Genomic DNA, 24,217 nt, shown 5'->3' with positions numbered 1-24,217 from the left:
CCTTCGCTGTCCGAGTGGATGCCGGTCGAGGCTGTTTCCGTCCTCCGGAGGCGGGGACGCTATGCGAAGCTGCCGAACTGTTATGGCCTGGTTCGGCCATGGTGAAACACTGGGCAGGCTGTCCAGAGACAGCCCGGGCAGTACGGTCAACCCTGCGGGAGGGACGCGGTGGAGTCTGGCGTGGCGGCGCGTGGCAACAGCACGCGCGCAAAAGGCGGACGGTCCCGGAGCAATGGGACAACCGAGGTGGATACGGCGGCCCTGAACAGGCTGCTGGCGGCCCTGGTGTCGATGCGTGACGGCAATTTCCGCCGACGTCTGACTGTGTCGGGCGATGGCGTGATGTCGGAGATCGCCGCCGTTTTCAACGAGGTGGCCGACCGTAATCTGCATCTGACGGGTGAGCTGGCGCGCGTACGCCGGATGGTCGGGCGCGAGGGGAAGCTGACGGAGCGGCTGGAGACGGGGGCCTGTGAGGGCTCCTGGGCGGCCGCCATCGACGCGTCCAACGCACTGGTGGACGATCTGGCGCGGCCGGTGTCCGAGGTGGGGCGGGTGCTCTCTGCGGTTGCCGAGGGCGACCTGGAGCAGCGTATGGAGCTGCGCTCGCACGGCATGGACGGCACGGACGGGTCCGTACGGCCGCTGCGCGGTGAGTTCCTGAAGGTCGCGCGTACGGTCAACAACCTGGTCGACCAGCTGTCGGCGTTCACCGACGAGGTGACCCGGGTGGCGCTGGAGGTCGGTACCGAGGGCAAGCTCGGTGGCCAGGCACAGGTGCGCGGTATGTCCGGTTCGTGGAAAGATCTCACGGATTCGGTGAACACGATGGCGTACCGGCTGACCGCTCAGGTACGTGACATTGCTCTCGTCACCACGGCGGTCGCCAAGGGCGATCTGTCGCGCAAGGTCACCGTCCATGTCGCCGGCGAGATGCTTCAGCTGAAGAACACCGTCAACACGATGGTCGACCAGTTGTCCTCTTTCTCCTCCGAGGTGACCCGCGTGGCGCGGGAGGTCGGCACCGAGGGCGAGCTGGGCGGTCAGGCGACGGTGCCCGGTGTGGCCGGGGTGTGGAAGGACCTCACCGATTCGGTGAACACCATGGCCGGCAACCTGACCTCGCAGGTGCGCGGTATCGCCGAGGTGACGACGGCGGTCGCCAACGGTGATCTGTCGCAGAAGGTCACGGTGAGCGCGCGCGGCGAGGTGGCCCAACTCGCCGAGACCATCAACCAGATGACCGAGACGCTGCGTACGTTCGCGGACGAGGTCACCCGGGTGGCCAGCGAGGTCGGTGCCGAGGGGCTGCTCGGCGGTCAGGCGCAGGTGCCGGGAGCCGCCGGTACCTGGAAGGACCTCACGGACTCGGTCAACACGGTCTTCCGCAATCTGACCACTCAGGTGCGGGACATCGCCCAGGTGACGACGGCGGTGGCGAACGGCGATCTGTCGCAGAAGGTCACCGTCGATGTGGCCGGCGAGATGCTGGAGCTCAAGAACACCGTCAACACGATGGTGGACCAGCTCTCGGCCTTCGGTTCCGAAGTGACGCGGGTGGCCCGGGAGGTCGGCGTAGAGGGCCGCCTGGGCGGGCAGGCCGGGGTACCGGGTGCGGCGGGTACGTGGAAGGACCTGACGGATTCGGTGAACACCGCGTTCCGCAACCTCACCGGCCAGGTGCGGGACATCGCGCAGGTGACGACGGCGGTGGCGAACGGCGATCTGTCGCAGAAGGTCACCGTCAATGTCGCGGGCGAGATGCTCGAGCTGAAGAACACCGTGAACACGATGGTGGCGCAGCTGTCCTCGTTCGCCGACCAGGTGACGCGGATGGCGCGTGACGTGGGCACGGAGGGACGGCTCGGCGGCCAGGCGCGCGTCGACGGCGTCAGCGGTACCTGGAAGGAACTGACCGACTCCGTCAACTTCATGGCAGGGAACCTGACCTCGCAGGTGCGACAGATCGCGCAGGTGACGACCGCGGTGGCCCGTGGTGACCTGTCGCAGAAGATCGACGTGGATGCCCGGGGCGAGATCCTGGAGCTGAAGAACACCATCAACACGATGGTCGACCAGCTCTCGGCCTTTGCCGAGCAGGTGACCCGGGTGGCGCGTGACGTGGGTACGGAGGGCCGCCTCGGCGGTCAGGCGCAGGTGCCCGGCGTCGCCGGTGTGTGGCGTGATCTGACCGACTCGGTGAACGGCATGGCCGAGAACCTCACCGGTCAGGTCCGTAACATCGCGCAGGTCGCAACGGCCGTGGCCCGTGGTGACCTGTCGCAGAAGATCGACGTGGATGCCCGGGGCGAGATCCTGGAGCTGAAGAACACCCTCAACACGATGGTGGACCAGCTCTCCAACTTCGCCGAGCAGGTCACCAGGGTGGCGCGCGAGGTGGGTACCGAGGGCATCCTCGGCGGCCAGGCGGAGGTGCAGGGCGTCTCGGGCACCTGGAAGGACCTCACCCAGTCCGTCAACTTCATGGCGAACAACCTGACTTCGCAGGTGCGCAATATCGCCGAGGTGACCACGGCGGTCGCCAAGGGCGACCTCTCCAAGAAGATCACCGTCGATGCCAAGGGCGAGATCCTCGAACTGGTGACGACGGTCAACACGATGGTCGACCAGCTGCTGGACTTCGCCGACGAGGTGACCAGGGTCGCCCGTGAGGTGGGTACGGAAGGTGTCCTGGGCGGCCAGGCGCGGGTGCGCGGTGTCACCGGCATCTGGAAGGACCTCAGCGACAACGTCAACCTGATGGCCAACAACCTCACCAATCAGGTGCGTAACATCGCCCGGGTCTCCGCGGCGGTCGCCAATGGTGATCTGACGAAGAAGGTGACGGTCGAGGCGCGCGGCGAGGTCGCCGAGCTGGCCGAGACCGTCAACACGATGGTGACGACGCTGTCCTCGTTCGCCGACGAGGTGACCCGGGTGGCGCGCGAGGTGGGCACCGAGGGTGAACTGGGCGGCCAGGCCCATGTGCCGGGCGTCTCCGGTACGTGGAAGGACCTCACCGAGTCCGTGAACTCGATGGCCTCCAATCTGACCGGCCAGGTGCGGCAGATCGCCACGGTCACCACCGCCATCGCCAAGGGCGATCTCACCCGGAAGATCGACATCGATGCCCGGGGCGAGATCCTGGAGCTGAAGACCACCATCAACACGATGGTCGACCAGCTGTCCTCCTTCGCCGGGGAGGTCACCCGAGTGGCCCGCGAGGTGGGCACGGACGGGCAGTTGGGCGGTCAGGCCCGGGTGCGGGACGTCGACGGCACCTGGCGCGACCTGACCGAGTCGGTGAACGAGATGGCCGGGAACCTCACCCGGCAGGTGCGTGCCATCGCGGCCGTCGCCACCGCGGTGACCCGCGGCGATCTGAATCTCAAGATCGATGTGGACGCGGCCGGCGAGATCCAGGTCCTCCAGGACAACATCAACACCATGATCGCGAACCTGCGCGACACCACCCTGGCCAATGAGGAGCAGGACTGGCTCAAGGGCAACCTGGCCCGTATCTCCGGGCTGATGCAGGGCCGTCGCGACCTCGACGACGTGGCCTCGCTGATCATGAGCGAGCTCACACCGGTCGTCTCGGCGCAGCACGGCGCCTTCTTCCTGGCGATGCCGACGGGCGGCGGCGCCGATGTGTCGGGGGGCGGGGAGCTGTCGTACGAGCTGTGCATGCGCGGCAGTTACGGCTACTCCGCAGGTCTGATGCCGACCTCCTTCCGGCCCGGCGAGACCCTGATCGGCACGGCGGCCGAGGAGAAGCGGACCATCCAGGTGAACGTGCCGCCGGGCTATCTGAAGATCTCCTCGGGGCTCGGGGAGGCCTCACCGGCGTATGTGATCGTGCTGCCGGTGCTCTTCGAGGGGAAGGTCCTGGGGGTGATCGAGCTGGCGTCGTTCCAGCCCTTCACCCAGATCCAGCGGGACTTCCTCAACCAGATCGCCGAGATGATCGCGACGAGCGTCAACACCATCAGCGTCAATACGAAGACCGAGGTGCTGCTCAAGCAGTCGCAGGAGCTGACCGAGCAGCTGCGTGAGCGCTCGGCGGAGCTGGAGAACCGGCAGAAGGCTCTGCAGGCCTCCAACGCCGAGCTGGAGGAGAAGGCCGAGCTGCTGGCGCAGCAGAACCGCGACATCGAGGTGAAGAACACCGAGATCGAAGAGGCGCGGCAGGTGCTGGAGGAGCGGGCCGAGCAGCTCGCGGTCTCGATGCGCTACAAGTCGGAGTTCCTGGCGAACATGTCGCACGAGCTGCGTACGCCGCTCAACTCCCTGCTGATCCTGGCCAAATTGCTCGCGGACAACGCCGAGGGGAATCTCTCGCCGAAGCAGGTCGAGTTCGCCGAGACGATCCACGGCGCGGGTTCCGATCTGCTGCAGCTGATCAACGACATCCTCGATCTGTCGAAGGTCGAGGCGGGCAAGATGGACGTCAGCCCGACCCGTATCGCGCTGGTGCAGCTCGTCGACTATGTGGAGGCGACGTTCCGGCCGCTGACCGCGGAGAAGGGGCTCGACTTCTCCGTACGGGTGTCGCCGGAGCTGCCCGCGACGCTGCACACGGACGAGCAGCGGCTGCTGCAGGTGCTGCGCAACCTCCTGTCGAACGCGGTGAAGTTCACCGACAGCGGCGCGGTGGAGCTGGTGATCCGGCCGGCGAGCGCCGATGTGCCGCAGTCGATCCGCGAGCAGTTGCTCGAGGCGGGCTCGCTGCGGGACGCGGACGGCGATCTGATCGCCTTCTCCGTCACGGACACCGGCATCGGGATCGCGGCCGGCAAGATGCGGGTGATCTTCGAGGCGTTCAAACAGGCCGACGGCACGACCAGCCGGAAATACGGTGGCACGGGACTGGGGCTGTCCATCAGCCGGGAGATCGCGCGGCTGCTCGGTGGCGAGATCCACGCGGCGAGCGAACCGGGCCGCGGCTCGACGTTCACGCTCTACTTGCCCCTTCACCCGAGCGAACTGCCGCCGCAGGGCTACCCGCAGCTCGCCCCCGGCGCGGCCGATCCGCAGGGCGCGGCCGACGACGGTGCGGAGGACGGGGTGCTGCAGGCGCAGCAGGAGTCTTCCGGGCCCCTGGACGCGCACTCCGCTCCGGCCGCGCTCTTCCGGCGGCGGCGCAAGGCGCTGAACTCCATGGAGCAGCGGCGCGCGCTGCCCGGCCAGAGCGGACCGTCGGCGGGCGTGGAGCAGTGGCCCGGCGCGATCGGCAGCCAGGAGCTGCCCGAGCCGAGGCGGACCTTCACCTTCGACAGCGAGAAGGTGCTCATCGTCGACGACGACATCCGCAATGTCTTCGCGCTCACCAGCGTGCTGGAGCAGCACGGGCTGTCTGTGCTGTATGCCGAGAACGGCCGCGAGGGCATCGAAGTCCTGGAACAGCACGACGATGTGACGGTCGTACTGATGGACATCATGATGCCGGAAATGGACGGGTACGCGACGACGACCGCGATCCGCAGGATGCCGCAGTTCGCCGGTCTGCCGATCATCGCGCTGACTGCCAAGGCGATGAAGGGTGATCGCGAGAAGGCGATCGAGTCCGGAGCTTCCGACTATGTCACCAAGCCGGTGGATCCTGACCATTTGCTCTCGGTGATGGAGCAATGGATGCGCGGGGAGTGACCGGTGCCCGCACGATTCCGTGCGGGTTGTTGACTGAGTGTGGCCGAAGGCGTGTGAGGCGGCGGTATTCGGGGAACCTTCTGGTCTCCCGCTACGTTTCTGCTACGTGCACAGTGACATCGCGGTGACAGGGTGTGGCGACAGGCGGGGTGCGGCTACCATGACCGGCACAAGGACGGGCGACGCAAGGGAGTCGTCCCCTGGGGCGGCGCCCGGTGCACATCCGGGGCGAGGAGGGCGGGCCATGGTGCAGAAGGCCAAGATCCTCCTGGTCGATGACCGGCCGGAGAATCTGCTCGCGCTGGAGGCGATCCTCTCTGCGCTCGATCAGACACTGGTGCGGGCATCGTCAGGGGAGGAAGCGCTCAAAGCGCTGCTGACGGACGACTTCGCGGTCATTCTGCTGGACGTTCAGATGCCAGGTATGGACGGATTCGAGACCGCCGCGCACATCAAGCGGCGGGAGCGGACCCGGGACATCCCGATCATCTTCCTCACCGCGATCAACCACGGCCCGCACCACACCTTCCGGGGTTATGCCGCGGGAGCCGTGGACTACATCTCCAAGCCGTTCGACCCGTGGGTGCTGCGCGCCAAGGTCTCGGTCTTCGTCGAGCTGTACATGAAGAACTGCCAACTGCGTGAGCAGGCCGCGCTGCTGCGGCTCCAGCTCGAGGGCGGCGGGCACGCGAGCGCGGGCGACAGCAAGGAGCCCGCGGGGCTGCTCGCCGAGCTTTCGGCGCGGCTCGCGGCAGTTGAGGAGCAGGCCGAAGCGCTGTCCAAACAGCTCGACGACGACTCGGCGGACGCCGCCGCAGTCGCCACCGCGGCCCATCTCGAACGCAAACTGACCGGTTTGCGCCGGGCGCTCGACGCGCTGGAGCCCGGCACCGGCGGCGGTACGGCCGCGCTGCCCTCGCAGAATTGAACGACTGCCCGGGGCTTGATGGAGCGTCAGCTTCCCGCCCCCATCGGGGCGACACGAACGGGTGAGGTAGTAGGCACACGTGTCCACTGCCGTCGACACCGGTAACCTCACCACCATGGCCTCACGTACGTCCGGCAAGAGTTCCCAGGGCGCGGCGGGCACCGCGAAGCCGCGGGCCGGCCGTACGACCGGTGCGAAGAAGGCGGCGCCCGCCAAGAAGGCCGCCGCCAAGAAGACCGCGCCCGCGAAGAAGGCACCCGCAAAGAAGGCGGCGGCCAAGAAGGCAGCGGTGCCCAAGCCCGCGCCCTCCCCGACTGGGGGCGTGTACCGCCTCGCGCGCGCCCTCTGGCTCGGTCTCGCACACGCCGTGGGCGCGCTGTTCCGCGGCATAGGGCGTGGCGCGAAAGGTCTCGACCCGGCGCACCGCAAGGACGGTCTGGCGCTGCTGCTGCTCGCTCTCGCGCTGATCATCGCCGCCGGCACCTGGTCCAGTCTGAGCGGGCCGGTCGGCGATCTCGTCGAGATGCTGGTGACCGGCGCCTTCGGCCGGCTCGATCTGCTGGTGCCGATACTGCTGGTCGCCATCGCCGTACGGCTGATCCTCTATCCCGAGAAGCCCGAGGCCAACGGGCGGATCGTGATCGGTCTGTCCGCGCTGGTCGTCGGAGTGCTCGGACAGGTCCACATCGCCTGCGGTTCGCCGGGCCGCGACGCCGGCACGGAGGCGATGCAGGACGCGGGCGGGCTGATCGGCTGGGCCGCGTCCAAGCCGCTGATCCTCGCCATGGGCGAGGTGCTCGCCGTACCGCTGCTCGTGTTGCTCACCGTCTTCGGCCTGCTGGTGGTCACGGCAACGCCCGTCAACGCCATCCCGCAGCGGCTGCGGCTCCTCGGTTCCAAGCTGGGCCTCATGGACCCCGCGCACGAGGTGGAGGAAGACGGCGAGGACGACCAGCGGTACGAGGAGCAGTGGCGCCAGGCCGTCCCCGGCCGCGCGCGCCGCTCGTCCGCGCGCCGGAGCGAAGCGCCGGAGGACTACGACCCGGACCACGCCGAGGAGGAGGCGCTGTCCAAGCGCCGGCGGCCGCGCAGGACCTCCGTGCAGCCCGCCATGGACCGCCCGATGGACGCCGTGGACGTGGCCGCGGCGGCGGCCGCGGCCCTGGACGGTGCCGTACTGAACGGCATGCCGCCGTCGCCGCTCGTCGCGGATCTCACCCGGGACGTCACCGCCGAGCGGCAGCGGGCCGCCACTCCCGTGCCGTCCGCGCGCGAGCCCGAGGAGTCCGAGCCGAAGGAGCGCGGGCCCAAGTCGCCCGTGCCGGATCTGACCAAGTCCGCGCCCGACGACTCCCAGCCCCTGCCACCACGCGCCGAGCAGCTGCAGCTCTCGGGAGACATCACCTACTCCCTGCCGTCCCTGGACCTGCTGGAGCGCGGCGGCCCGGGCAAGACGCGCAGCGCCGCCAATGACGCCGTCGTGGCCTCGCTCAGCAATGTCTTCATGGAGTTCAAGGTCGACGCGGCCGTCACCGGCTTCACCCGCGGTCCGACGGTCACGCGGTACGAGGTGGAGCTCGGCCCGGCCGTGAAGGTCGAGCGGATCACCGCGCTCACCAAGAACATCGCGTACGCCGTCGCCAGCCCCGATGTACGGATCATCTCGCCGATTCCGGGCAAGTCCGCGGTCGGCATCGAGATCCCGAACTCCGACCGTGAGATGGTCAATCTCGGCGATGTGCTGCGGCTCGCGGACGCGGCGGGCGACGAGCATCCGATGCTGGTGGCGCTCGGCAAGGACGTCGAGGGCGGCTATGTGATGGCCAACCTCGCGAAGATGCCGCACGTCCTGGTCGCGGGTGCGACCGGCTCCGGAAAGTCCTCCTGCATCAACTGCCTGATCACCTCGGTGATGGTGCGGGCGACGCCGGAGGACGTACGGATGGTGCTCGTCGACCCCAAGCGGGTCGAGCTCACCGCGTACGAGGGCATCCCGCACCTGATCACGCCGATCATCACCAACCCCAAGCGGGCCGCCGAGGCGCTGCAGTGGGTCGTTCGCGAGATGGATCTGCGCTACGACGACCTCGCGGCGTACGGCTACCGCCATATCGACGACTTCAACCAGGCCATCAGGAACGGCAAGGTCAAGCCGCCGACGGGCAGCGAACGCGAGCTCACGCCGTATCCGTATCTGCTGGTCATCGTGGACGAGCTGGCCGATCTGATGATGGTGGCGCCGCGCGACGTCGAGGACGCCATCGTCCGCATCACCCAGCTGGCGCGCGCCGCCGGCATCCATCTGGTACTGGCGACGCAGCGGCCCTCGGTCGACGTCGTCACCGGTCTGATCAAGGCGAATGTGCCCTCACGGCTGGCGTTCGCCACCTCCTCGCTCGCCGACAGTCGGGTCATCCTCGACCAGCCGGGCGCCGAGAAGCTGATCGGCAAGGGCGACGGCCTCTTTCTGCCGATGGGAGCGAACAAGCCGACCCGTATGCAGGGCGCCTTCGTCACCGAGGACGAGGTCGCGGCGGTCGTCCAGCACTGCAAGGATCAGATGGCCCCGGTCTTCCGGGACGACGTCGTCGTGGGCACCAAGCAGAAGAAGGAGATCGACGAGGACATCGGCGACGATCTCGATCTGTTGTGCCAAGCCGCTGAGCTGGTGGTATCCACCCAGTTCGGCTCGACGTCGATGCTGCAGCGAAAGTTGCGCGTGGGCTTCGCCAAGGCGGGCAGACTGATGGATCTGATGGAGTCGCGGAATATCGTCGGGCCGAGCGAGGGCTCCAAGGCGCGCGATGTTCTCGTGAAGCCGGATGAGCTGGATGGAGTGCTCGCCGTAATCCGCGGGGAGTCTGACTCGTAACTGTTCCGAGAGCAACCGTTTCCCTCAGTCGTACGTCAAGTTGGAGGGAGGGACAGCCAGATGTCCCATCATCAGGATGCCCGGCCATTCTGATGGCGTACAAACTCCCTCCGCCCGGTTGCCCCACCCTTTCGTACCACCCATAGACTGAACCTCCAGCAGGTGGCTACACGCTCGAAAGGCGCCCCCGTGTCCATCGGCAACTCCCCCGAAGACGACCGGCCTTCCATCGAAGACGACCAGCCTGCGATCGAAGACGACCGGCCTTCGATCGGTTGTGCGCTCCAGGAAGCACGTATCGCCGCAGGTCTGACCGTCGACGAGATCAGCTCTTCCACCCGGGTGCGCATCCCGATCGTGCAGGCGATCGAGCAGGACGACTTCACCCGCTGCGGCGGTGACGTTTACGCGCGCGGGCACATCCGCACGGTCGCGCGTGCCGTCGGTCTCGATCCCGATCCGCTCGTCGCGCAGTACGACGCGGAGCACGGCGGCCGTCCTTCGCCGACGCCTGCCGCGCCGCTCTTCGAGGCCGAGCGCATCCGCCCCGAACCACGCCGGCCCAACTGGACGGCCGCCATGGTCGCCGCGATCGTCGCCGTGATCGGCTTCGTCGGCTTCACGCTCATCAACGGCGGGGACGACGGCGGCAAGAGCAACCATGTGGCGGAGGGCGCGGCGCCCCAGCAGAAGCCCAGCCCGACGAAGCCGACCAAGAACGCGGAACCTAAGCCGGACCCGTCGGACAGCGCGATTGCGGCGGTGCCGAAGGACAAGGTGACGGTCAAGCTCTCCGTCCTGGAGGACAAGAGCTGGATCTCCGCCAAATCGCACAACGGCAAGCTGCTCTTCGACGGCACGCTGCTCAAGGGCGAGTCCAAGACCTTCCAGGACGACGAGCGGGTCGATCTGATCCTCGGGAACGCCGGGGCGATCGAGCTGTATGTGAACGGCAAGAAGGTCGAGGACGAGTTCGAGACCGGCCAGGTCGAGCGACTGTCGTACACCAAGGGCGACCCCGAGGTCGGCTAGCCGGTCGAGCACGACGAGGGCCCAGAACCCTCGAGGCCAGGGCGTGGCTCAGGACAAAGTAGTCTTGAGCCCATGCCCGAACGCCGTACCGTCGCCCTTGTCACTCTTGGCTGCGCCCGTAACGAGGTGGACTCGGAGGAGCTCGCAGGCCGCTTGGCAGCGGACGGCTGGGAGCTCGTCGAGGAAGCCGCAGACGCGGATGTCGCTGTCGTCAACACCTGCGGATTCGTCGAGGCCGCCAAGAAGGACTCCGTCGACGCCCTGCTCGAAGCCAACGATCTGAAGGACCACGGCAGGACCCAGGCCGTGGTCGCCGTCGGCTGCATGGCCGAGCGGTACGGCAAGGAGCTCGCCGATGCGCTGCCCGAGGCCGACGGAGTGCTCGGCTTCGACGACTACGCCGACATTTCCGACCGCCTGCAGACAATTCTGAACGGTGGCATCCATGCCTCGCACACCCCGCGCGACCGGCGCAAGCTGCTGCCGCTGAGCCCGGTCGAACGGCAGGAGGCGGCCGGTGTGGCGCTGCCCGGCCACGCGCAGGCTCCCGAAGACCTTCCGGAAGGCGTCGCTCCCGCCTCCGGGCCGCGCGCCCCGCTGCGCCGCCGCCTCGACACCAGCCCCGTCGCCTCGGTGAAGCTCGCCTCCGGTTGCGACCGGCGCTGCTCCTTCTGCGCCATCCCGTCCTTCCGCGGCTCGTTCATCTCGCGGCGGCCGAGCGATGTCCTCGGCGAGACGCGCTGGCTGGCCGAGCAGGGCGTCAAGGAGATCATGCTGGTCTCCGAGAACAACACGTCCTACGGCAAGGACCTCGGCGACATCCGCCTCCTGGAGACCCTGCTGCCCGAGCTGGCGGAGGTCGACGGCATCGAGCGGGTCCGGGTCAGCTACCTCCAGCCCGCCGAGATGCGGCCCGGGCTGATCGAGGTCCTCACCTCGACGCCGAAGGTCGCTCCGTACTTCGACCTGTCCTTCCAGCACTCCGCGCCGGACGTGCTGCGGGCGATGCGGCGCTTCGGCGACACCGAGCGGTTCCTGGAGCTGCTCGAGACCATTCGAGGCAAGGCCCCGCAGGCGGGCGTGCGGTCCAACTTCATCGTCGGCTTCCCCGGCGAGAGTGAAGCGGACTTCGCCGAGCTGGAAAGCTTCCTCACCGGGGCGCGCCTCGACGCCATCGGCGTCTTCGGCTACTCCGACGAGGACGGCACCGAGGCGGTCTCCTACGAGAACAAGCTCGACGCCGACGTCATCGCCGAGCGCCTTGAGCACCTGTCGCGGCTGGCCGAGGAGCTGACCGCGCAGCGCGCCGAGGAGCGGCTGGGCGAGAGCCTCGAGGTCCTGGTCGAGTCGGTGGACGGCGAGGACGGTGCGGTGGGCCGCGCGGCACACCAGGCGCCCGAGACCGACGGCCAGGTCGTCTTCACCACGGGCGAGGGGCTCGTGCCCGGTCGTATCGTCGTGGCGAAGGCCGTGGGTACGGAAGGCGTCGACCTGGTGGCCGAATACTGCGGCTTCCTGGGGGGCAACCCCCAGACGCCCGGCGAGGAGGCGGGCAGATGACCGGAGTGCCGGCATCCGCGGGGGGCGGCACCGGTAGGCCTGCGCCCGGCGGCAAGCTGGGCGCTGCGGCCGTCAATCAGGCCAGCCTCTGGAACATCGCCAACATCCTCACCATGGTGCGGCTCGTACTCGTGCCCGCTTTCGTCCTGCTGATGCTGCAGGACGGCGGGTACGACCCGGCGTGGCGGGCCTGGGCGTGGGCAGCCTTCGCCGTCGCCATGATCACGGACATCTTCGACGGCCATCTGGCGCGTACGTACAACCTGGTCACCGACTTCGGGAAGATCGCCGACCCGATCGCGGACAAGGCGATCATGGCCGCCGGGCTGATCTGTCTGTCGGCGCTCGGGGACCTGCCGTGGTGGGTGACCGGCGTCATCCTCTTCCGCGAGCTGGGGGTCACGCTGATGCGGTTCTGGGTGATACGGCACGGAGTGATTCCGGCCAGTCGCGGCGGCAAGATGAAGACCCTGGCGCAGGGCACTGCGGTCGGGATGTACGTCCTCGCGCTGACCGGGGCGCTGGCCACTTTGCGCTTCTGGGTGATGGCGCTCGCCGTCGTGCTGACGGTGGTCACCGGCCTCGACTATGTGCGACAGGCGATTGTGCTGAGGCGCAGTGGACTGGCCGCCGAGCGAGCCGCGGCGGGGCAGCAGCAGTGAACACTGCGGCTCAGGTGCTGGCACTGCTTGCGGAGCGTGGCGAGACGCTGGCCGTCGCCGAGTCGCTGACCGGCGGTCTGGTGGCCGCGGAGCTCACCGCAGTACCCGGGGCCTCAAAATCCTTCCGCGGCTCTGTCACGGCGTACGCAACCACTCTCAAGAGGGATGTTCTCGGCGTCGACGGAACCCTCCTGGCGGAGCGTGGCGCGGTGGATCCCGAGGTCGCACTGCAGATGGCGGCCGGTGTGCGTGAGGCGCTCACGGCCCGCTGGGGCATCGCGACGACGGGGGTGGCGGGGCCGGAAGCGCAGGACGGGCAGCCGGTCGGGACGGTCTATGTGGCCGTCGCGGGGCCGGACGGGGCACAGAAAGTTGCCGCTCTGCGGTTGAACGGTGACCGGGCGGAAATCCGTAGAGAGAGTGTACGGAGCGTACTCGAGCTGCTCTCCGGCGAACTGCACGAAAATGCGCGGACACAGGATACGGAACAGAACGGGGGGACTTGATGTTTGCAGCCCTGAGTGAACACGACATCGCTCCCCGCACGGCCGCGGCACGAGGCGGTACGGTGGGGCGTGAAGGATGCGGCTACGCGGTCCGAGGAGGGAGCCACCGATGATTCTGCTCCGTCGCCTGCTGGGTGACGTGCTGCGTCGGCAGCGCCAGCGCCAGGGCCGTACTCTGCGCGAAGTCTCCTCGTCCGCCCGAGTTTCGCTCGGCTATCTCTCCGAGGTGGAACGGGGGCAGAAGGAGGCTTCCTCCGAGCTGCTCTCCGCGATCTGCGACGCGCTTGACGTACGGATGTCCGAGCTCATGCGTGAAGTGAGCGACGAGCTGTCGCTGGCCGAGTTGGCCGAGTCGGCAGCGGCGAGCGAGCCGGTGCCTGCGCCAGTACGCCCGATGCTCAATTCCGTCTCCGTGACGTCGGTGGCGGGTGTGCCGACGGAGCGGGTGACCATCAAGGCGCCTGCGGAGGCGGTCGACGTAGTCGCCGCCTGATCCGTACGGCTCTGTACGGCCTGGTTCATGGCTGAGCCCCGGTCACCTGCCTTGTGGGCGGTGGGCCGGGGTTTTTGCTTTCCCCGGATGCCCGTTTTGTGGCGGTTGTGCCATCGTGGGCCGTAGTCGTGGACAGTAGCTGCGAACCGAGTGGAGGACATCGATGTCTGTCGTGAAAAGCCCTCTGTCCGAGGCGGACCTCAAGACGGTCGGCGATGCGCTGCGGGGCGCGCTCGTGGATCTGGTGGACCTCTCCCTGGTGGCCAAGCAGGTCCACTGGAATGTCGTCGGGCCACGCTTCCGGTCCGTCCATCTGCAGCTCGACGAGGTCGTGGACACCGCGCGGATGCACTCCGACACGGTGGCCGAGCGCGCGTCCGCGATCGGCGTGACGCCGGACGGGCGGGCCGCGACGGTGGCGAAGCAGAGCGCGATCGGCCCGGTGCCCGAGGGCTGGGTCAAGGACGGGGACGCCGTACAGACGCTGGTGGACGCGCTGGGGGCGGTGGTCGGACGGATGCGGGAGCGGATCGTGGCGACCGCCGATCCGGATCCGGTGAGCCAGGACATCCTGATCGGGCTCACGGCGGACCTGGAGAAGCATGCGTGGATGTTCCAGGCGGAGAGTCAGTAGGGGACAGTCGGCCGTGAGGTTGCCGGCACCGTGCGCGCCGGGTCTGCAACCGGTGCGCCCTCCCGGTGGGTGAATGCGCCGGTCTAGCGTGGGCCGGAGGAGGCAGCCATGGCAGTACGCGGGGTCGCCATCGTGCCGGTCGTCGCCCTCGGGCTGCCGGCCGGTGTGCTGTGGTGGTGGGCAGTGCTGCGGCTGCTGTTCGTGACGGAGCACGCGGGACTGGTGGAGGGGGCGGTGGTGGCAGGCGGGTGGGGGCTCAGCCTGCTGCCGGTGCATGTGACCGCGTCGCGGGGGAAGGGCGCGGTCGCTGGGGTTGGGGTCACCGGGACGGGGGTCGCCGGTGACGGGGTCACCGGGACCGGGACTACCAGGGCATGGCGACGCCGCCGTTCGGGCGGAGGATCTGGCCCGTCGTGAAGGCGGAGGCGTCGGACGCCAGATGAAGGACCGCATGGGCGATGTCCTCCGGATCGCCCACCCGGCGGAGCGGGGAGAGCCGGACCATCGTGGCCTCGGCCTGGCGCTGGAGGGACGCGTCATGGCGGTCCGTCATGGGGGTCCTGATCCAGCCCGGGGCAACGGCGTTGACACGGATGGAGTGCGGTCCGAGTTCGGTGGCGAGGGTCTTGGTGAGCTGGACGACGGCCGCCTTGGCCGCGCTGTAGCAGAGCAGCCCCGCGCTTGCCGCGTCCACGGCGCCGGATGCCATGGTGACGATGGAACCGGGGGTGCCTGCGGCGATCATGGCGCGGGCCGACTCCTGGCAGGCGTACAGAATCCCCTTGAAGTTGACCGCGAGGACGCGGTCCAGGTCCTCGTCCCTCGTCTCCAGGACGGGGCTGCTGTGCATGATTCCTGCGACGGCGGCCAGGATGTCGAGTCGGCCGACGCTCTGGATCGCGGCCTGGAGCCGGGTGCGGTCGGTGACATCGAGCGGGTGGGTGTGGGCAGTGCCGCCCGTGTCGGCGATCAGGGTGCAGGTCTCGTCGAGGCCCTTCTCGTCGACGTCGGCGCAGTGGACGGTGGCTCCCGCCTCGGCCAGCAGGCGCGCGGAGGCACGGCCTATGCCGCTGGCCGCCCCGGTGATGAACGCGGTGCGGCCGGTGAGGTCGTACGCCGTGAGGGGCATGCCGGGACGGTACGACCGAATCTGACGGGGCGTCAACTGGTGGGCCCGGATTGGCAGCCCGGGCACCAGTAGGTGGGGCGTTCGCGGCTGCCGTCGCCCTGGTCGGCCTTGCGGATCGAGGTGCCGCAGCGCAGACAGGGCATGCCCTCGCGGCCGTAGACATGGAGGCGGGAACCGGGGCGGCGGCTGCCGGTCGGGGCCGCCGTGCTCGCCGTCGTGCGTCGGTCGAAGCTGTTCTTGTTCGCCTCCATGAGGCGGTGAGCCGTGATCACGAGCCGCTCGGTGATGCCGGCGGGGAGCTCGCCGACGGGCAGCCAGGGCGTCACGCGGGCCAGGAACGCGAGCTCCGACTTGTAGACATTCCCGATGCCGGCGAGATTGCGCTGGTCGAGCAGCGCCTCGCCGAGGGGCCGGGCGGGGTCCGCGAGCAGACGGGCGACTGCGATTTCCGCGCCCCAGTCCGGGCCCAGCAGGTCCGGGCCGAGGTGACCCACCACCTGCTCCTCGTCGGCGGTGCGCAGCAGCTCCAGTACGGGGAGGCGGTACCCGACGGCGGTGTGGGCCTCGTTGCCGAGGATCGCCCGGATCTGGTGCGCGGGGCCGCCGCGCCAGCGCTCACCGGAGCCGTACACCTGCCAGGAGCCGTCCATCCGCAGATGCGAGTGGAGGGTGAGGCCGCCCTCGATGCGGGTGAGCAGATGCTTGCCGCGCGGGGTGACGTCCAGGACGGTCCGGCCGGTGAGATCGGCGGTGGCGAAGCGCGGGACGCGCAGGTCGGACCGGGTGAGAACGTGCGCGGCGAGGGCGCGGTGCAGGCGCTGGGCGGTCAGCCAGACAGTGTCTCCTTCGGGCATGGCATCCATGATGGGGGGCGGGGGCAGCCGCTGCGCGGGGCGTGTTCCCAAGGCCCGCCGCAGGCGTCCGTCAGGGGCGCAGCCGCAGGCCTCTGGGTGTGGCGTGGAAGCCCGCTGTCTCCAGCACACGGCCCAGCGGGGAGGTCAAGGCCGGTATCCCGTTGATCCGCTCGACGGTTACCGTGCCGAGCGCGCCCGCGCGGGCCGCGCGCGCCAGTGCCTCGGCCGCCGCGTGGAGCGTGGCGGAGTCCGGGTCCCTCGCCCAGGCCAGCAGGGTCTTGCCGCCCCGCTCCATGTACAGGGTGAGCTCGCCGTCGACCAGGACGACAAGGGAACCCGCCTTCCGCCCCGGCTTGTGCCCGGCCCCCGTCGGTGGCTCCGGCCAGGGCAACGCAGCGCCGTACGCGTTGGCGGGGTCGGCCGCGGCCAGCACCACGGCCTGCGGCGCCGGCTGCCCTTCGGCCCGCTCCCGGGCGGTGGCCGCCGCGCGGAGCCGGTCGACCGCGCCGTCCATCGCGAACTGGGCCGCGCCAAGCCCCTCCACGACATAGCCGCGCCGGGCCTGACCGCTGTCCTCGAAGGCGGAGAGGATGCGGTAGGTGGCGGAGAAGCCGCCCTCCACACCCTCGGCCGCCACCGCACCGCGGGTCACCACGCCATGGCGGTCGAGCAGGGTGCGGGCAATGGCGTGCGCGCGGTGGGTCGGATCGGGTTCGGTGGCGGGGAGCAGGGACCAGCGGCCGCTCACCGTCGGCGGACCCGTACGCGAGGCGGGGCGGGCCGCCGCCGTCAGGCTGCCGTACCGCCCGCGCGGCACCGTCCGTCTGGCGCGATGAGCCGTCGACCCGGCGGTGCGGCCCGAGCCGAGCAGCGAACGGAGCGGCGCCAGGGTGTCATTGGTCAGCCGGCCCGACCAGGCCAGGTCCCAGATGACGTCGGCCAGTTGGGGATCGGTGGCGTCCGGGTGGGTGGTGGCCCGGACCTGGTCGGCGAGCTGGCGGAAGAACAGACCATAGCCGGGGGAGAGGGCGCTGAGCACCGACTCGTGGAGCGCGGTGAGCTCCAGTGGATGCGGCTGGGGCAGCAGCAGTGGGGCGGCGTCGGCGAGATAGAGGGAGATCCAGCCGTCCTTGCCGGGCAGCGAGCCCGCTCCGGCCCAGACGACTTCGCCCGTCGTGGTGAGCTCGTCGAGCATCCCCGGGGCGTACCCGGACACCCGGGACGGCAGGATCAGCTTCTCCAGGGCGGAGGCGGGCACCGCGGCTCCCTGGAGCTGCTCCACCGCGCGGGCAAGTCCGTCGATGCCGCGCAGGCTGTTGCTGCCCAGGTGCTGCCACTGCGGGAGGAAGCTGGCCAGGGCAGCAGGCGGGACGGGCTCCAACTCCTGGCGCAGGGCGGCCAGCGAGCGTCGCCGCAGCCGCCGCAGCACGGTCGCGTCGCACCACTCCTGGCCGATGCCGGACGGGTGGAACTCGCCCTGTACGACCCGCCCGTTCGCCGCGAGGCGCTGAAGGGCGCCCTCCGTGACGGCCACACCGAGGCCGAAGCGGGCCGCGGCCTGGGTCGAGGTGAACGGCCCGTGCGTACGCGCGAATCGGGCGAGCAGGTCCCCGAGCGGATCCTTGACCGGTTCGGTGAACGCCTCCGGAACGCCCACCGGAAGCGCCGTGCCCAGGGCGTCGCGCAGCCTGCCCGCGTCCTCGATCGCCGCCCAGTGGTCCCCGCCCGCGATCCGGACCCTGATGGCCCGGCGCGATGCGGCCAGATCCCGCGCCCACTGCGGATCGCCACCGCGCTCGACCAACTCGGCGTCGGTCAGCGGGCCGAGGACCCGCAGCACGTCGGCGACGCCCTCACCGTCCTTGATCCGGCGGTCCTCGGTGAGCCACTGGAGCTCGCTCTCCAGCTCGGCCAGCACCTCCGCGTCCAGCAGCTCGCGCAGCTCGGCCTGACCGAGCAGCTCGGCGAGCAGCCGCGAGTCCAGCGAGAGGGCGGCGGCGCGCCGCTCGGCGAGCGGCGAGTCCCCCTCGTACAGGAACTGCGCGACATAGCCGAACAGCAGCGAACGGGCGAAGGGCGACGGCTCGGGCGTGGTGACCTCGACCATCCGGACCCGGCGGGACTCGATGTCGCCCATCAGCTCGGTCAGCCCCGGCACGTCGAAGACGTCCTGGAGGCATTCGCGGACCGCTTCGAGGACGATCGGAAAGGACCCGAACTCGCTCGCCACCTGCAGCAGTTGGGCAGCGCGCTGACGCTGCTGCCACAGCGGGGTGCGCTTGCCCGGACTGCGCCGGGGCAGCAGCAGCGCACGCGCCGCGCACTCGCGGAACCGGGAGGCGAACAGCGCGGAGCCGCCCACCTGATCGGTGACGATCTGATCGATCTCGCCCTTGTCGAAGACGGCGTCCGCCGCGCCGACCGGGGCATGCTCGCTGTCGTACGTCGTATCCAGCTGGACCGGGTCCTGATCGAGCAGGTCCAGGCTCATCAGATCCGCGTCGGGCAGCCGCAGCACAATGCCGTCGTCGGCGTGCATGACCTGCGCGTCCATGCCGTACCGCTCGGCGAGGCGGGCACCGAGCGCCAGCGCCCAGGGGGCATGCACCTGGGCGCCGAACGGGGAGTGGATCACCACCCGCCAGTCGCCCAGCTCGTCGCGGAAGCGCTCCACCAGGATCGTCCGGTCGTCCGGGACATGGCCACAGGCACGGCGCTGCTCGTCGAGATAGGCGAGGACATTGTCGGCGGCCCATGCGTCCAGACCGGCGGCCAGCAGCCGCAGCCGGGCGTCCTCTTCAGACAGCGCGCCGACCTCGCGCAGGAACGCGCCCACTGCACGGCCCAGTTCGAGCGGGCGGCCCAGCTGGTCGCCCTTCCAGAACGGCAGGCGGCCCGGCACGCCGGGGGCGGGCGAGACCAGCACCCGGTCGCGCGTGATGTCCTCGATGCGCCATGAGGTGGTGCCCAGGGTGAAGACATCGCCCACCCTCGACTCGTACACCATCTCCTCGTCGAGCTCACCGACCCGGCCGCCGCCCTTCTTGGGGTCGGCGCCCGCCAGGAAGACGCCGAACAGACCGCGGTCCGGAATTGTGCCGCCGGACGTGACCGCGAGCCGCTGCGCGCCCGGCCGGCCCGTGACCGTCCCCGCGACGCGATCCCACACCACGCGCGGGCGCAGCTCGGCGAAGGCGTCGGAGGGATAGCGCCCGGCGAGCATGTCGAGGACGGCGGTGAAGGCCGACTCGGGGAGCGCGGCGAAGGGCGCGGCCCGGCGCGCCAGCGCCAGCAGGTCGTCGAACTGCCAGGTGTCCAGTGCGACCATCGCGACCAGCTGCTGGGCCAGCACATCCAGCGGGTTGGACGGGATGCGCAGCGCTTCGATGGAGCCGCTGCGCATCCGCTCGGTCACCACAGCCGCCTGCACCAGATCGCCGCGGTACTTGGGGAACACCACACCCGTGGAGATCGCGCCCACCTGGTGGCCCGCGCGGCCCACGCGCTGGAGGCCGGAAGCGACGGACGGCGGCGACTCGACCTGGACCACCAGGTCCACCGCGCCCATGTCGATACCGAGCTCCAGGCTGGAGGTGGCGACCACCGCGGGCAGCCGGCCCGCCTTCAGGTCCTCCTCGACCAGGGCGCGCTGCTCCTTGGAGACCGAGCCGTGGTGCGCGCGGGCGAGCAGCGGTGGTGCGCCCCGCGCGGCCCCGGACTGCGCCATGATCTCGGCCGGCGGTGCCTCTTCGGGCATCGCCTCACCCGTGGCGCGCTCGTACGCGATCTCGTTGAGGCGATTGCACAACCGCTCAGCCAGCCGGCGGGAGTTGGCGAAGACGATCGTCGAGCGGTGCGCCTGGACGAGATCGGCGATCCTCTCCTCGACATGCGGCCAGATCGAGGGCTTCTCCGCGCTGCCGTCGGGCGAGGACGAGGCGTCCGAGGCGGGGGAGCCGCCCAGCTCTCCCAGATCCTCGACCGGCACGACCACCGACAGGTCGAACTCCTTGCCCGAGGGCGGCTGGACGATCTCCACCTTGCGCTGCGGCGAGAGATAGCGCGCCACCTCGTCCACGGGCCGCACCGTCGCCGACAGACCGATCCGCCGGGCCGGGCGCGGCAGCAGCTCGTCGAGCCGCTCCAGCGACACGGCGAGATGCGCGCCCCGCTTCGTCCCGGCGACGGCGTGCACCTCGTCGAGGATCACCGTCTCGATGCCCGTGAGCGCATCCCGCGCCGATGAGGTCAGCATCAGGAACAGCGACTCGGGCGTCGTGATCAGGATGTCCGGCGGCTTGGTTGCGATCGACCGCCGCTCGGCGGCCGGGGTGTCGCCGGAGCGGATACCGACCCGCACCTCCGGTTCGGGCAGCCCCAGCCGCAGGGACTCGTGCCGGATCCCGGTGAGCGGGCTGCGGAGATTGCGCTCCACATCGACCGCGAGGGCCTTGAGCGGAGACACATAGAGCACACGGCAGCGCTTCTTCGGGTCGGCGGGCGCAGGCGTGGAGGCGAGCTGGTCCAGCGCGGCGAGAAAGGCGGCCAGCGTCTTGCCGGAGCCGGTCGGGGCGACGACCAGCACGTCCGAACCCTCCTCGATGGCCCGCCAGGCCCCCTCCTGCGCGGCGGTGGGCGCGCTGAAGGCTCCCGTGAACCAGCTCCGGGTCGCGGGAGAGAAGGAGTCGAGTGCAGTCCTGGCCATGCCCCCCATCGTGCACCGCGCCACTGACAACGGGTGTCCAGGACATGGACGTGCAGGTCAGGGACTTGGAGGGAGGGCGCAGAATGGGTCCATGGCGGCGGTGCGTAAGGACGAGTGGGCCAGGCACTGGCAGTATCCGGGCGTGCCAGGACTCGACCTGCTCCGTGCCCGCTATGTACGCCACTCCTTCGCCCGGCACAGCCATGAAGGCTTCGTCCTCGGCGCGGTCCGCCGCGGCATCGAGGACGTGGTCATGCCGCAGGGCACGATCCGGGCCCGTCCGGGCACCGTCGTCATGATCAACCCGGAGGTGCCGCACTCCGCGCACGCCGGGGTCCCCGAAGGCTGGTCGTACGCCACGCTCTACCCGTCCTCGCAGCTGATCGCAGACATCGCCGAGGAGGAGACGACCCTGCGCGGCACCGTGGGGTTCGCCGAGACCATCGTCGATGACGAGGACACCGCCCGGCTCATCGCCGCCGTGCACCGGGCCGCGGAGGAGGGCAACGCGCTCGCCGCCGACAGCCTCCTGCGGATCGCCGTGGTCCGGCTGCTGCGCAGCCACGGCCAGTCGCTGCCCGCGCGCACGCCGCTTGCTGCCGGAGCCCGCACCGCCGCCCTCGCAAGGAACCTCCTCGAGGAACGCATGGCCGAACCGCCGTCCCTGGAGCGGCTGGCGCACGAGCTCGGCACCAGCCCCTTCGCGCTGCTGCGCGCCTTCAAGGCGGCATACGGCATGCCGCCGCACAGCTGGCTCACCAACGCGCGCGTGCGTAGCGCGCGCCGCCTTCTGGAGGCCGGAACGGCGCCCGCGGAGGCCGCCGCCGCGGTCGGCTTCACCGACCAGCCGCATCTCAACCGGCATTTCACCCGGATCGTCGGGGTTCCGCCGGGGGCCTACCAGCGGGAGCGCGCAAGAACGTACAAGACCGGCGGCGGCGGGCAGGCGTAGCGTCCGGGACGTGGCAGAAGAGCAGATGGCACCCACACAGACAGGTGCAGAGACACCCGTACAAACCATGACAGAGACACCTGCACGGACAGTGACCGAAACACCTGCACAGACGGGGGCAGAGACACCCGCAGAGACAGGCACCCGGCCCGCGGCGAAACCCGACAGTGCCGTCGTCCGTGACGCGCTCGGCGTCGGCCTCGCCGTCGGCCTCTCCGGCTTCGCCTTCGGTGTGACCTCCGCAGGAGCCGGCCTCACCCTGCTGCAGACGTGTGCGCTCAGCCTGCTGGTCTTCACCGGCGCCTCGCAGTTCGCTCTCGTCGGCGCGCTCGCGGCCGGCGGAAACCCGCTCACCGCCGCAGCGGGGGCCTTCTTCCTCGGCGTACGCAACGCCTTCTACGGGCTGCGGCTGTCCCAACTGCTCGCACTGCCCCGCTTCCTGCGTCCGCTCGCAGCGCACTGGGTCATCGACGAGACCACGGCCGTCGCGCTCGCCCAGCCGACGCGGCGGGCCGTACGCCTCGGCTTCACCGTCACCGGGCTGACGCTGTACGTGCTGTGGAACCTGACCACGCTCCTCGGGGCGCTGGGCGCCGAGGCCCTTGGTGACACCGACGCCTGGGGCCTTGACGCCGCGGGTCCGGCGGTCTTCCTCGCGCTGCTCGCGCCCATGCTGCGTACGACGACCGAGCGGGCCGTCGCCGGGCTCGCGGTCGTACTCGGGCTCGGGTTCCTGCCGGTGCTGCCCGCAGGGGTGCCGGTGCTGGCGGCGGCGCTGGCCGCGCCCGCCGTCCTGTGGTTCAAGGGCCGCACGATCGCCAGGAACGAGAAGAAGCTCGCAAAGAGCCAGCACCAGCAGCGGAACCAGCAGAGGAGCGAGGACCGATGAGCATCTGGATCGCGATCGCGGCAACCGCCGTCGGCTGCTATCTCGTCAAGCTGGCCGGCCTGCTGGTGCCGGCCGGCGCCCTTGAGCGCCCGCTCGTCCAGCGGCTGGCCGCGCTGCTGCCTGTCGCTCTGCTGGCGGCGCTCACCGCGCAGCAGACGTTCAGTACGGACAGTTCCCTGGTCGTCGACGCCCGCGCGGCGGGGCTTGCGGCGGCAGCGATAGCCCTGGTTCTGCGCGCACCCTTCCTGGTGGTCGTCGGAGCGGCAGTGGCGGTCACGGCGGGCGTTCGCGCGCTCGGAGGCTGACCTCGGGTGCCCCGGACAGTGGCCGGGGCCCGTTGCGTCATCCGATGGCGTGACCGTGCGCCCGCAGCGTACGCAACGCCTCGATCGTCACGATCGGCCGCGCCTCGAGGGCGGTCCCGGGCGCCCACTGACGCCAGTTGACCGGCCAGCCGCCGTCCTCGCGTTGTTCGGCGGCGAGATGCTGCAGCGAGCGCGCCATCTCCTCGTCCGTGAACCACCGGCGGGCGAGCGACTGCGGCGTACGGGCGTAGTGGTACGGAAAGTGGTGCTCGCCCGGCGCGTAGCCGGGCGCGACCGGGTAATCCTCCAACCGGTCCGGGTCGAGAGCCGCGAGGCGCTGCTTGCGCACCAGCCGGCCGAGCCGGTCCGCCGTGGCCTCGGCGCGCGAGCGGTCCGGCACCCCGTCCAGGAAGGCGACAGCCGCCTCGATCTCGTAGGGATGGGACTTCTCGAGTCCGTCGACGGCGGCCCAGCAGAAGTCGGTGGCCCGGAACAGCCATGCGTGCCACACCTGATTGCGGTGCAGCAGTCCGACCACCGGGCCTGTCGCCAGCAGGTCGCTCGGAGGGTCGTCGACGATCGGGATGAAGGGCGCGGCCGGATAGCCGCGCTGTGAGGGGTGGATCGCGGGCAGCGCCCCGTCGCTCGTCGACACCTCGGTGAGATAGCGGCACATCCGCTCCACGCGCAGCCCGCCGCAGCGGCCGATGGAGTCCAGGATGCGCAGGGCGTGCGCCGTGTGCAGGGGCTGGCTGACCGGCCCGCGAAGATCGGGTTCGAGTGCGTGGCCGTAGCCGCCGTCCTCGTTGAGGTAGGCGGCCAGGGCGGTCTCGACGGTGTCCGAGTCGCCGCCCAGGAAGTGGTACGCGAACCTCCGCTGCTCGAGCACCCGGGCGGTCAGCCAGATGAAGTGCTCGGCGCGGGAGAGGGCAGACGTGCGCGAGGGCGCGGGGGTTGCTCCGGTTCCAGCCATGTTGCAGACCGTAGAGCGGAAAGGGCTTTCGGCATGCGGGACGGACGGACCGCACCCCCGGGGGCGGGATACTG

The 24,217-nt window shown here is 70.0% G+C and carries 17 protein-coding genes; 13 read left to right on the top strand and 4 right to left on the bottom strand.

Features of this window, described 5'->3' with window-relative positions; translation table 11 throughout:
• The first annotated feature begins 168 nt into the window (after positions 1 to 168).
• The 10 genes from OG729_RS10560 (at position 169) to OG729_RS10515 (ending at position 14,753) form a co-directional block, all read left to right on the top strand.
• Complete coding sequence (locus OG729_RS10560) at positions 169 to 5,649, top strand: HAMP domain-containing protein (RefSeq protein ID WP_405805716.1); 5,481 nt, start codon at positions 169 to 171, stop codon at positions 5,647 to 5,649.
• Between the two features lie 244 nt (positions 5,650 to 5,893).
• Entirely contained in the window at positions 5,894 to 6,577 is a 684-nt protein-coding gene (locus OG729_RS10555; protein ID WP_360882358.1) for a response regulator, read from the top strand.
• A gap of 115 nt (positions 6,578 to 6,692) precedes the next feature.
• A complete protein-coding gene (locus OG729_RS10550) occupies positions 6,693 to 9,449 on the top strand; it encodes a DNA translocase FtsK (protein WP_405811100.1) in 2,757 nt (918 codons plus the stop codon).
• Between the two features lie 189 nt (positions 9,450 to 9,638).
• Entirely contained in the window at positions 9,639 to 10,481 is an 843-nt protein-coding gene (locus OG729_RS10545) for a helix-turn-helix domain-containing protein (protein WP_360882354.1), read from the top strand.
• A 72-nt stretch (positions 10,482 to 10,553) separates the two neighbouring features.
• The gene (rimO, locus tag OG729_RS10540; protein ID WP_360882352.1) at positions 10,554 to 12,041 is read left to right on the top strand and encodes a 30S ribosomal protein S12 methylthiotransferase RimO; all 1,488 of its coding nucleotides are present in this window, start codon (positions 10,554 to 10,556) and stop codon (positions 12,039 to 12,041) included.
• Complete coding sequence (gene pgsA, locus OG729_RS10535; protein WP_360882350.1) at positions 12,038 to 12,703, top strand: CDP-diacylglycerol--glycerol-3-phosphate 3-phosphatidyltransferase; 666 nt, start codon at positions 12,038 to 12,040, stop codon at positions 12,701 to 12,703. Before rimO ends, pgsA begins: the two co-directional genes overlap by 4 nt.
• Entirely contained in the window at positions 12,700 to 13,209 is a 510-nt protein-coding gene (locus OG729_RS10530) for a CinA family protein (RefSeq protein WP_405805713.1), read from the top strand. Before pgsA ends, OG729_RS10530 begins: the two co-directional genes overlap by 4 nt.
• Before the next feature lie 109 nt (positions 13,210 to 13,318).
• Positions 13,319 to 13,702, top strand: coding sequence for a helix-turn-helix domain-containing protein (locus OG729_RS10525; RefSeq protein WP_019889909.1), 384 nt, complete (start codon positions 13,319 to 13,321; stop codon positions 13,700 to 13,702).
• 163 nt (positions 13,703 to 13,865) lie between these two features.
• Entirely contained in the window at positions 13,866 to 14,336 is a 471-nt protein-coding gene (locus OG729_RS10520; protein ID WP_360882346.1) for a DNA starvation/stationary phase protection protein, read from the top strand.
• 108 nt (positions 14,337 to 14,444) lie between these two features.
• The gene (locus OG729_RS10515) at positions 14,445 to 14,753 is read left to right on the top strand and encodes a hypothetical protein (protein WP_405805711.1); all 309 of its coding nucleotides are present in this window, start codon (positions 14,445 to 14,447) and stop codon (positions 14,751 to 14,753) included.
• Here OG729_RS10515 and OG729_RS10510 read toward each other — a convergent pair.
• From OG729_RS10510 to OG729_RS10500, 3 genes are all read right to left on the bottom strand, one after another.
• Entirely contained in the window at positions 14,701 to 15,465 is a 765-nt protein-coding gene (locus OG729_RS10510; protein WP_405805709.1) for an SDR family NAD(P)-dependent oxidoreductase, read from the bottom strand. The two genes, OG729_RS10515 and OG729_RS10510, sit on opposite strands and share 53 nt — an antisense overlap.
• A gap of 32 nt (positions 15,466 to 15,497) precedes the next feature.
• On the bottom strand, positions 15,498 to 16,319 hold the full coding sequence (locus OG729_RS10505) for an Fpg/Nei family DNA glycosylase (protein ID WP_405805708.1): 822 nt from the start codon (positions 16,317 to 16,319) through the stop codon (positions 15,498 to 15,500).
• 70 nt (positions 16,320 to 16,389) lie between these two features.
• Complete coding sequence (locus tag OG729_RS10500) at positions 16,390 to 21,024, bottom strand: ATP-dependent helicase (protein WP_405805706.1); 4,635 nt, start codon at positions 21,022 to 21,024, stop codon at positions 16,390 to 16,392.
• Between the two features lie 91 nt (positions 21,025 to 21,115).
• Here OG729_RS10500 and OG729_RS10495 point away from each other — a divergent pair, with 91 nt between their 5' ends.
• From OG729_RS10495 to OG729_RS10485, 3 genes are all read left to right on the top strand, one after another.
• A complete protein-coding gene (locus OG729_RS10495) occupies positions 21,116 to 21,976 on the top strand; it encodes an AraC family ligand binding domain-containing protein (protein ID WP_405805705.1) in 861 nt (286 codons plus the stop codon).
• Between the two features lie 67 nt (positions 21,977 to 22,043).
• On the top strand, positions 22,044 to 22,865 hold the full coding sequence (locus tag OG729_RS10490; protein WP_405805703.1) for an AzlC family ABC transporter permease: 822 nt from the start codon (positions 22,044 to 22,046) through the stop codon (positions 22,863 to 22,865).
• Positions 22,862 to 23,170 carry an AzlD domain-containing protein gene (locus OG729_RS10485; protein ID WP_405805702.1) on the top strand — a complete coding sequence of 103 codons (309 nt, stop codon included), beginning with the start codon at positions 22,862 to 22,864 and terminating at the stop codon, positions 23,168 to 23,170. Before OG729_RS10490 ends, OG729_RS10485 begins: the two co-directional genes overlap by 4 nt.
• A gap of 37 nt (positions 23,171 to 23,207) precedes the next feature.
• Here the strand turns inward: OG729_RS10485 and OG729_RS10480 are convergent, their stop codons facing one another.
• On the bottom strand, positions 23,208 to 24,143 hold the full coding sequence (locus OG729_RS10480) for a hypothetical protein (RefSeq protein WP_360882330.1): 936 nt from the start codon (positions 24,141 to 24,143) through the stop codon (positions 23,208 to 23,210).
• Positions 24,144 to 24,217: the final 74 nt, after the last annotated feature.

The organism is Streptomyces sp. NBC_00210, from assembly GCF_045160975.1.
Taxonomy (GTDB): Bacteria; Actinomycetota; Actinomycetes; order Streptomycetales; family Streptomycetaceae; genus Streptomyces.
This window is presented reverse-complemented; position numbering and strand designations above follow the sequence as displayed.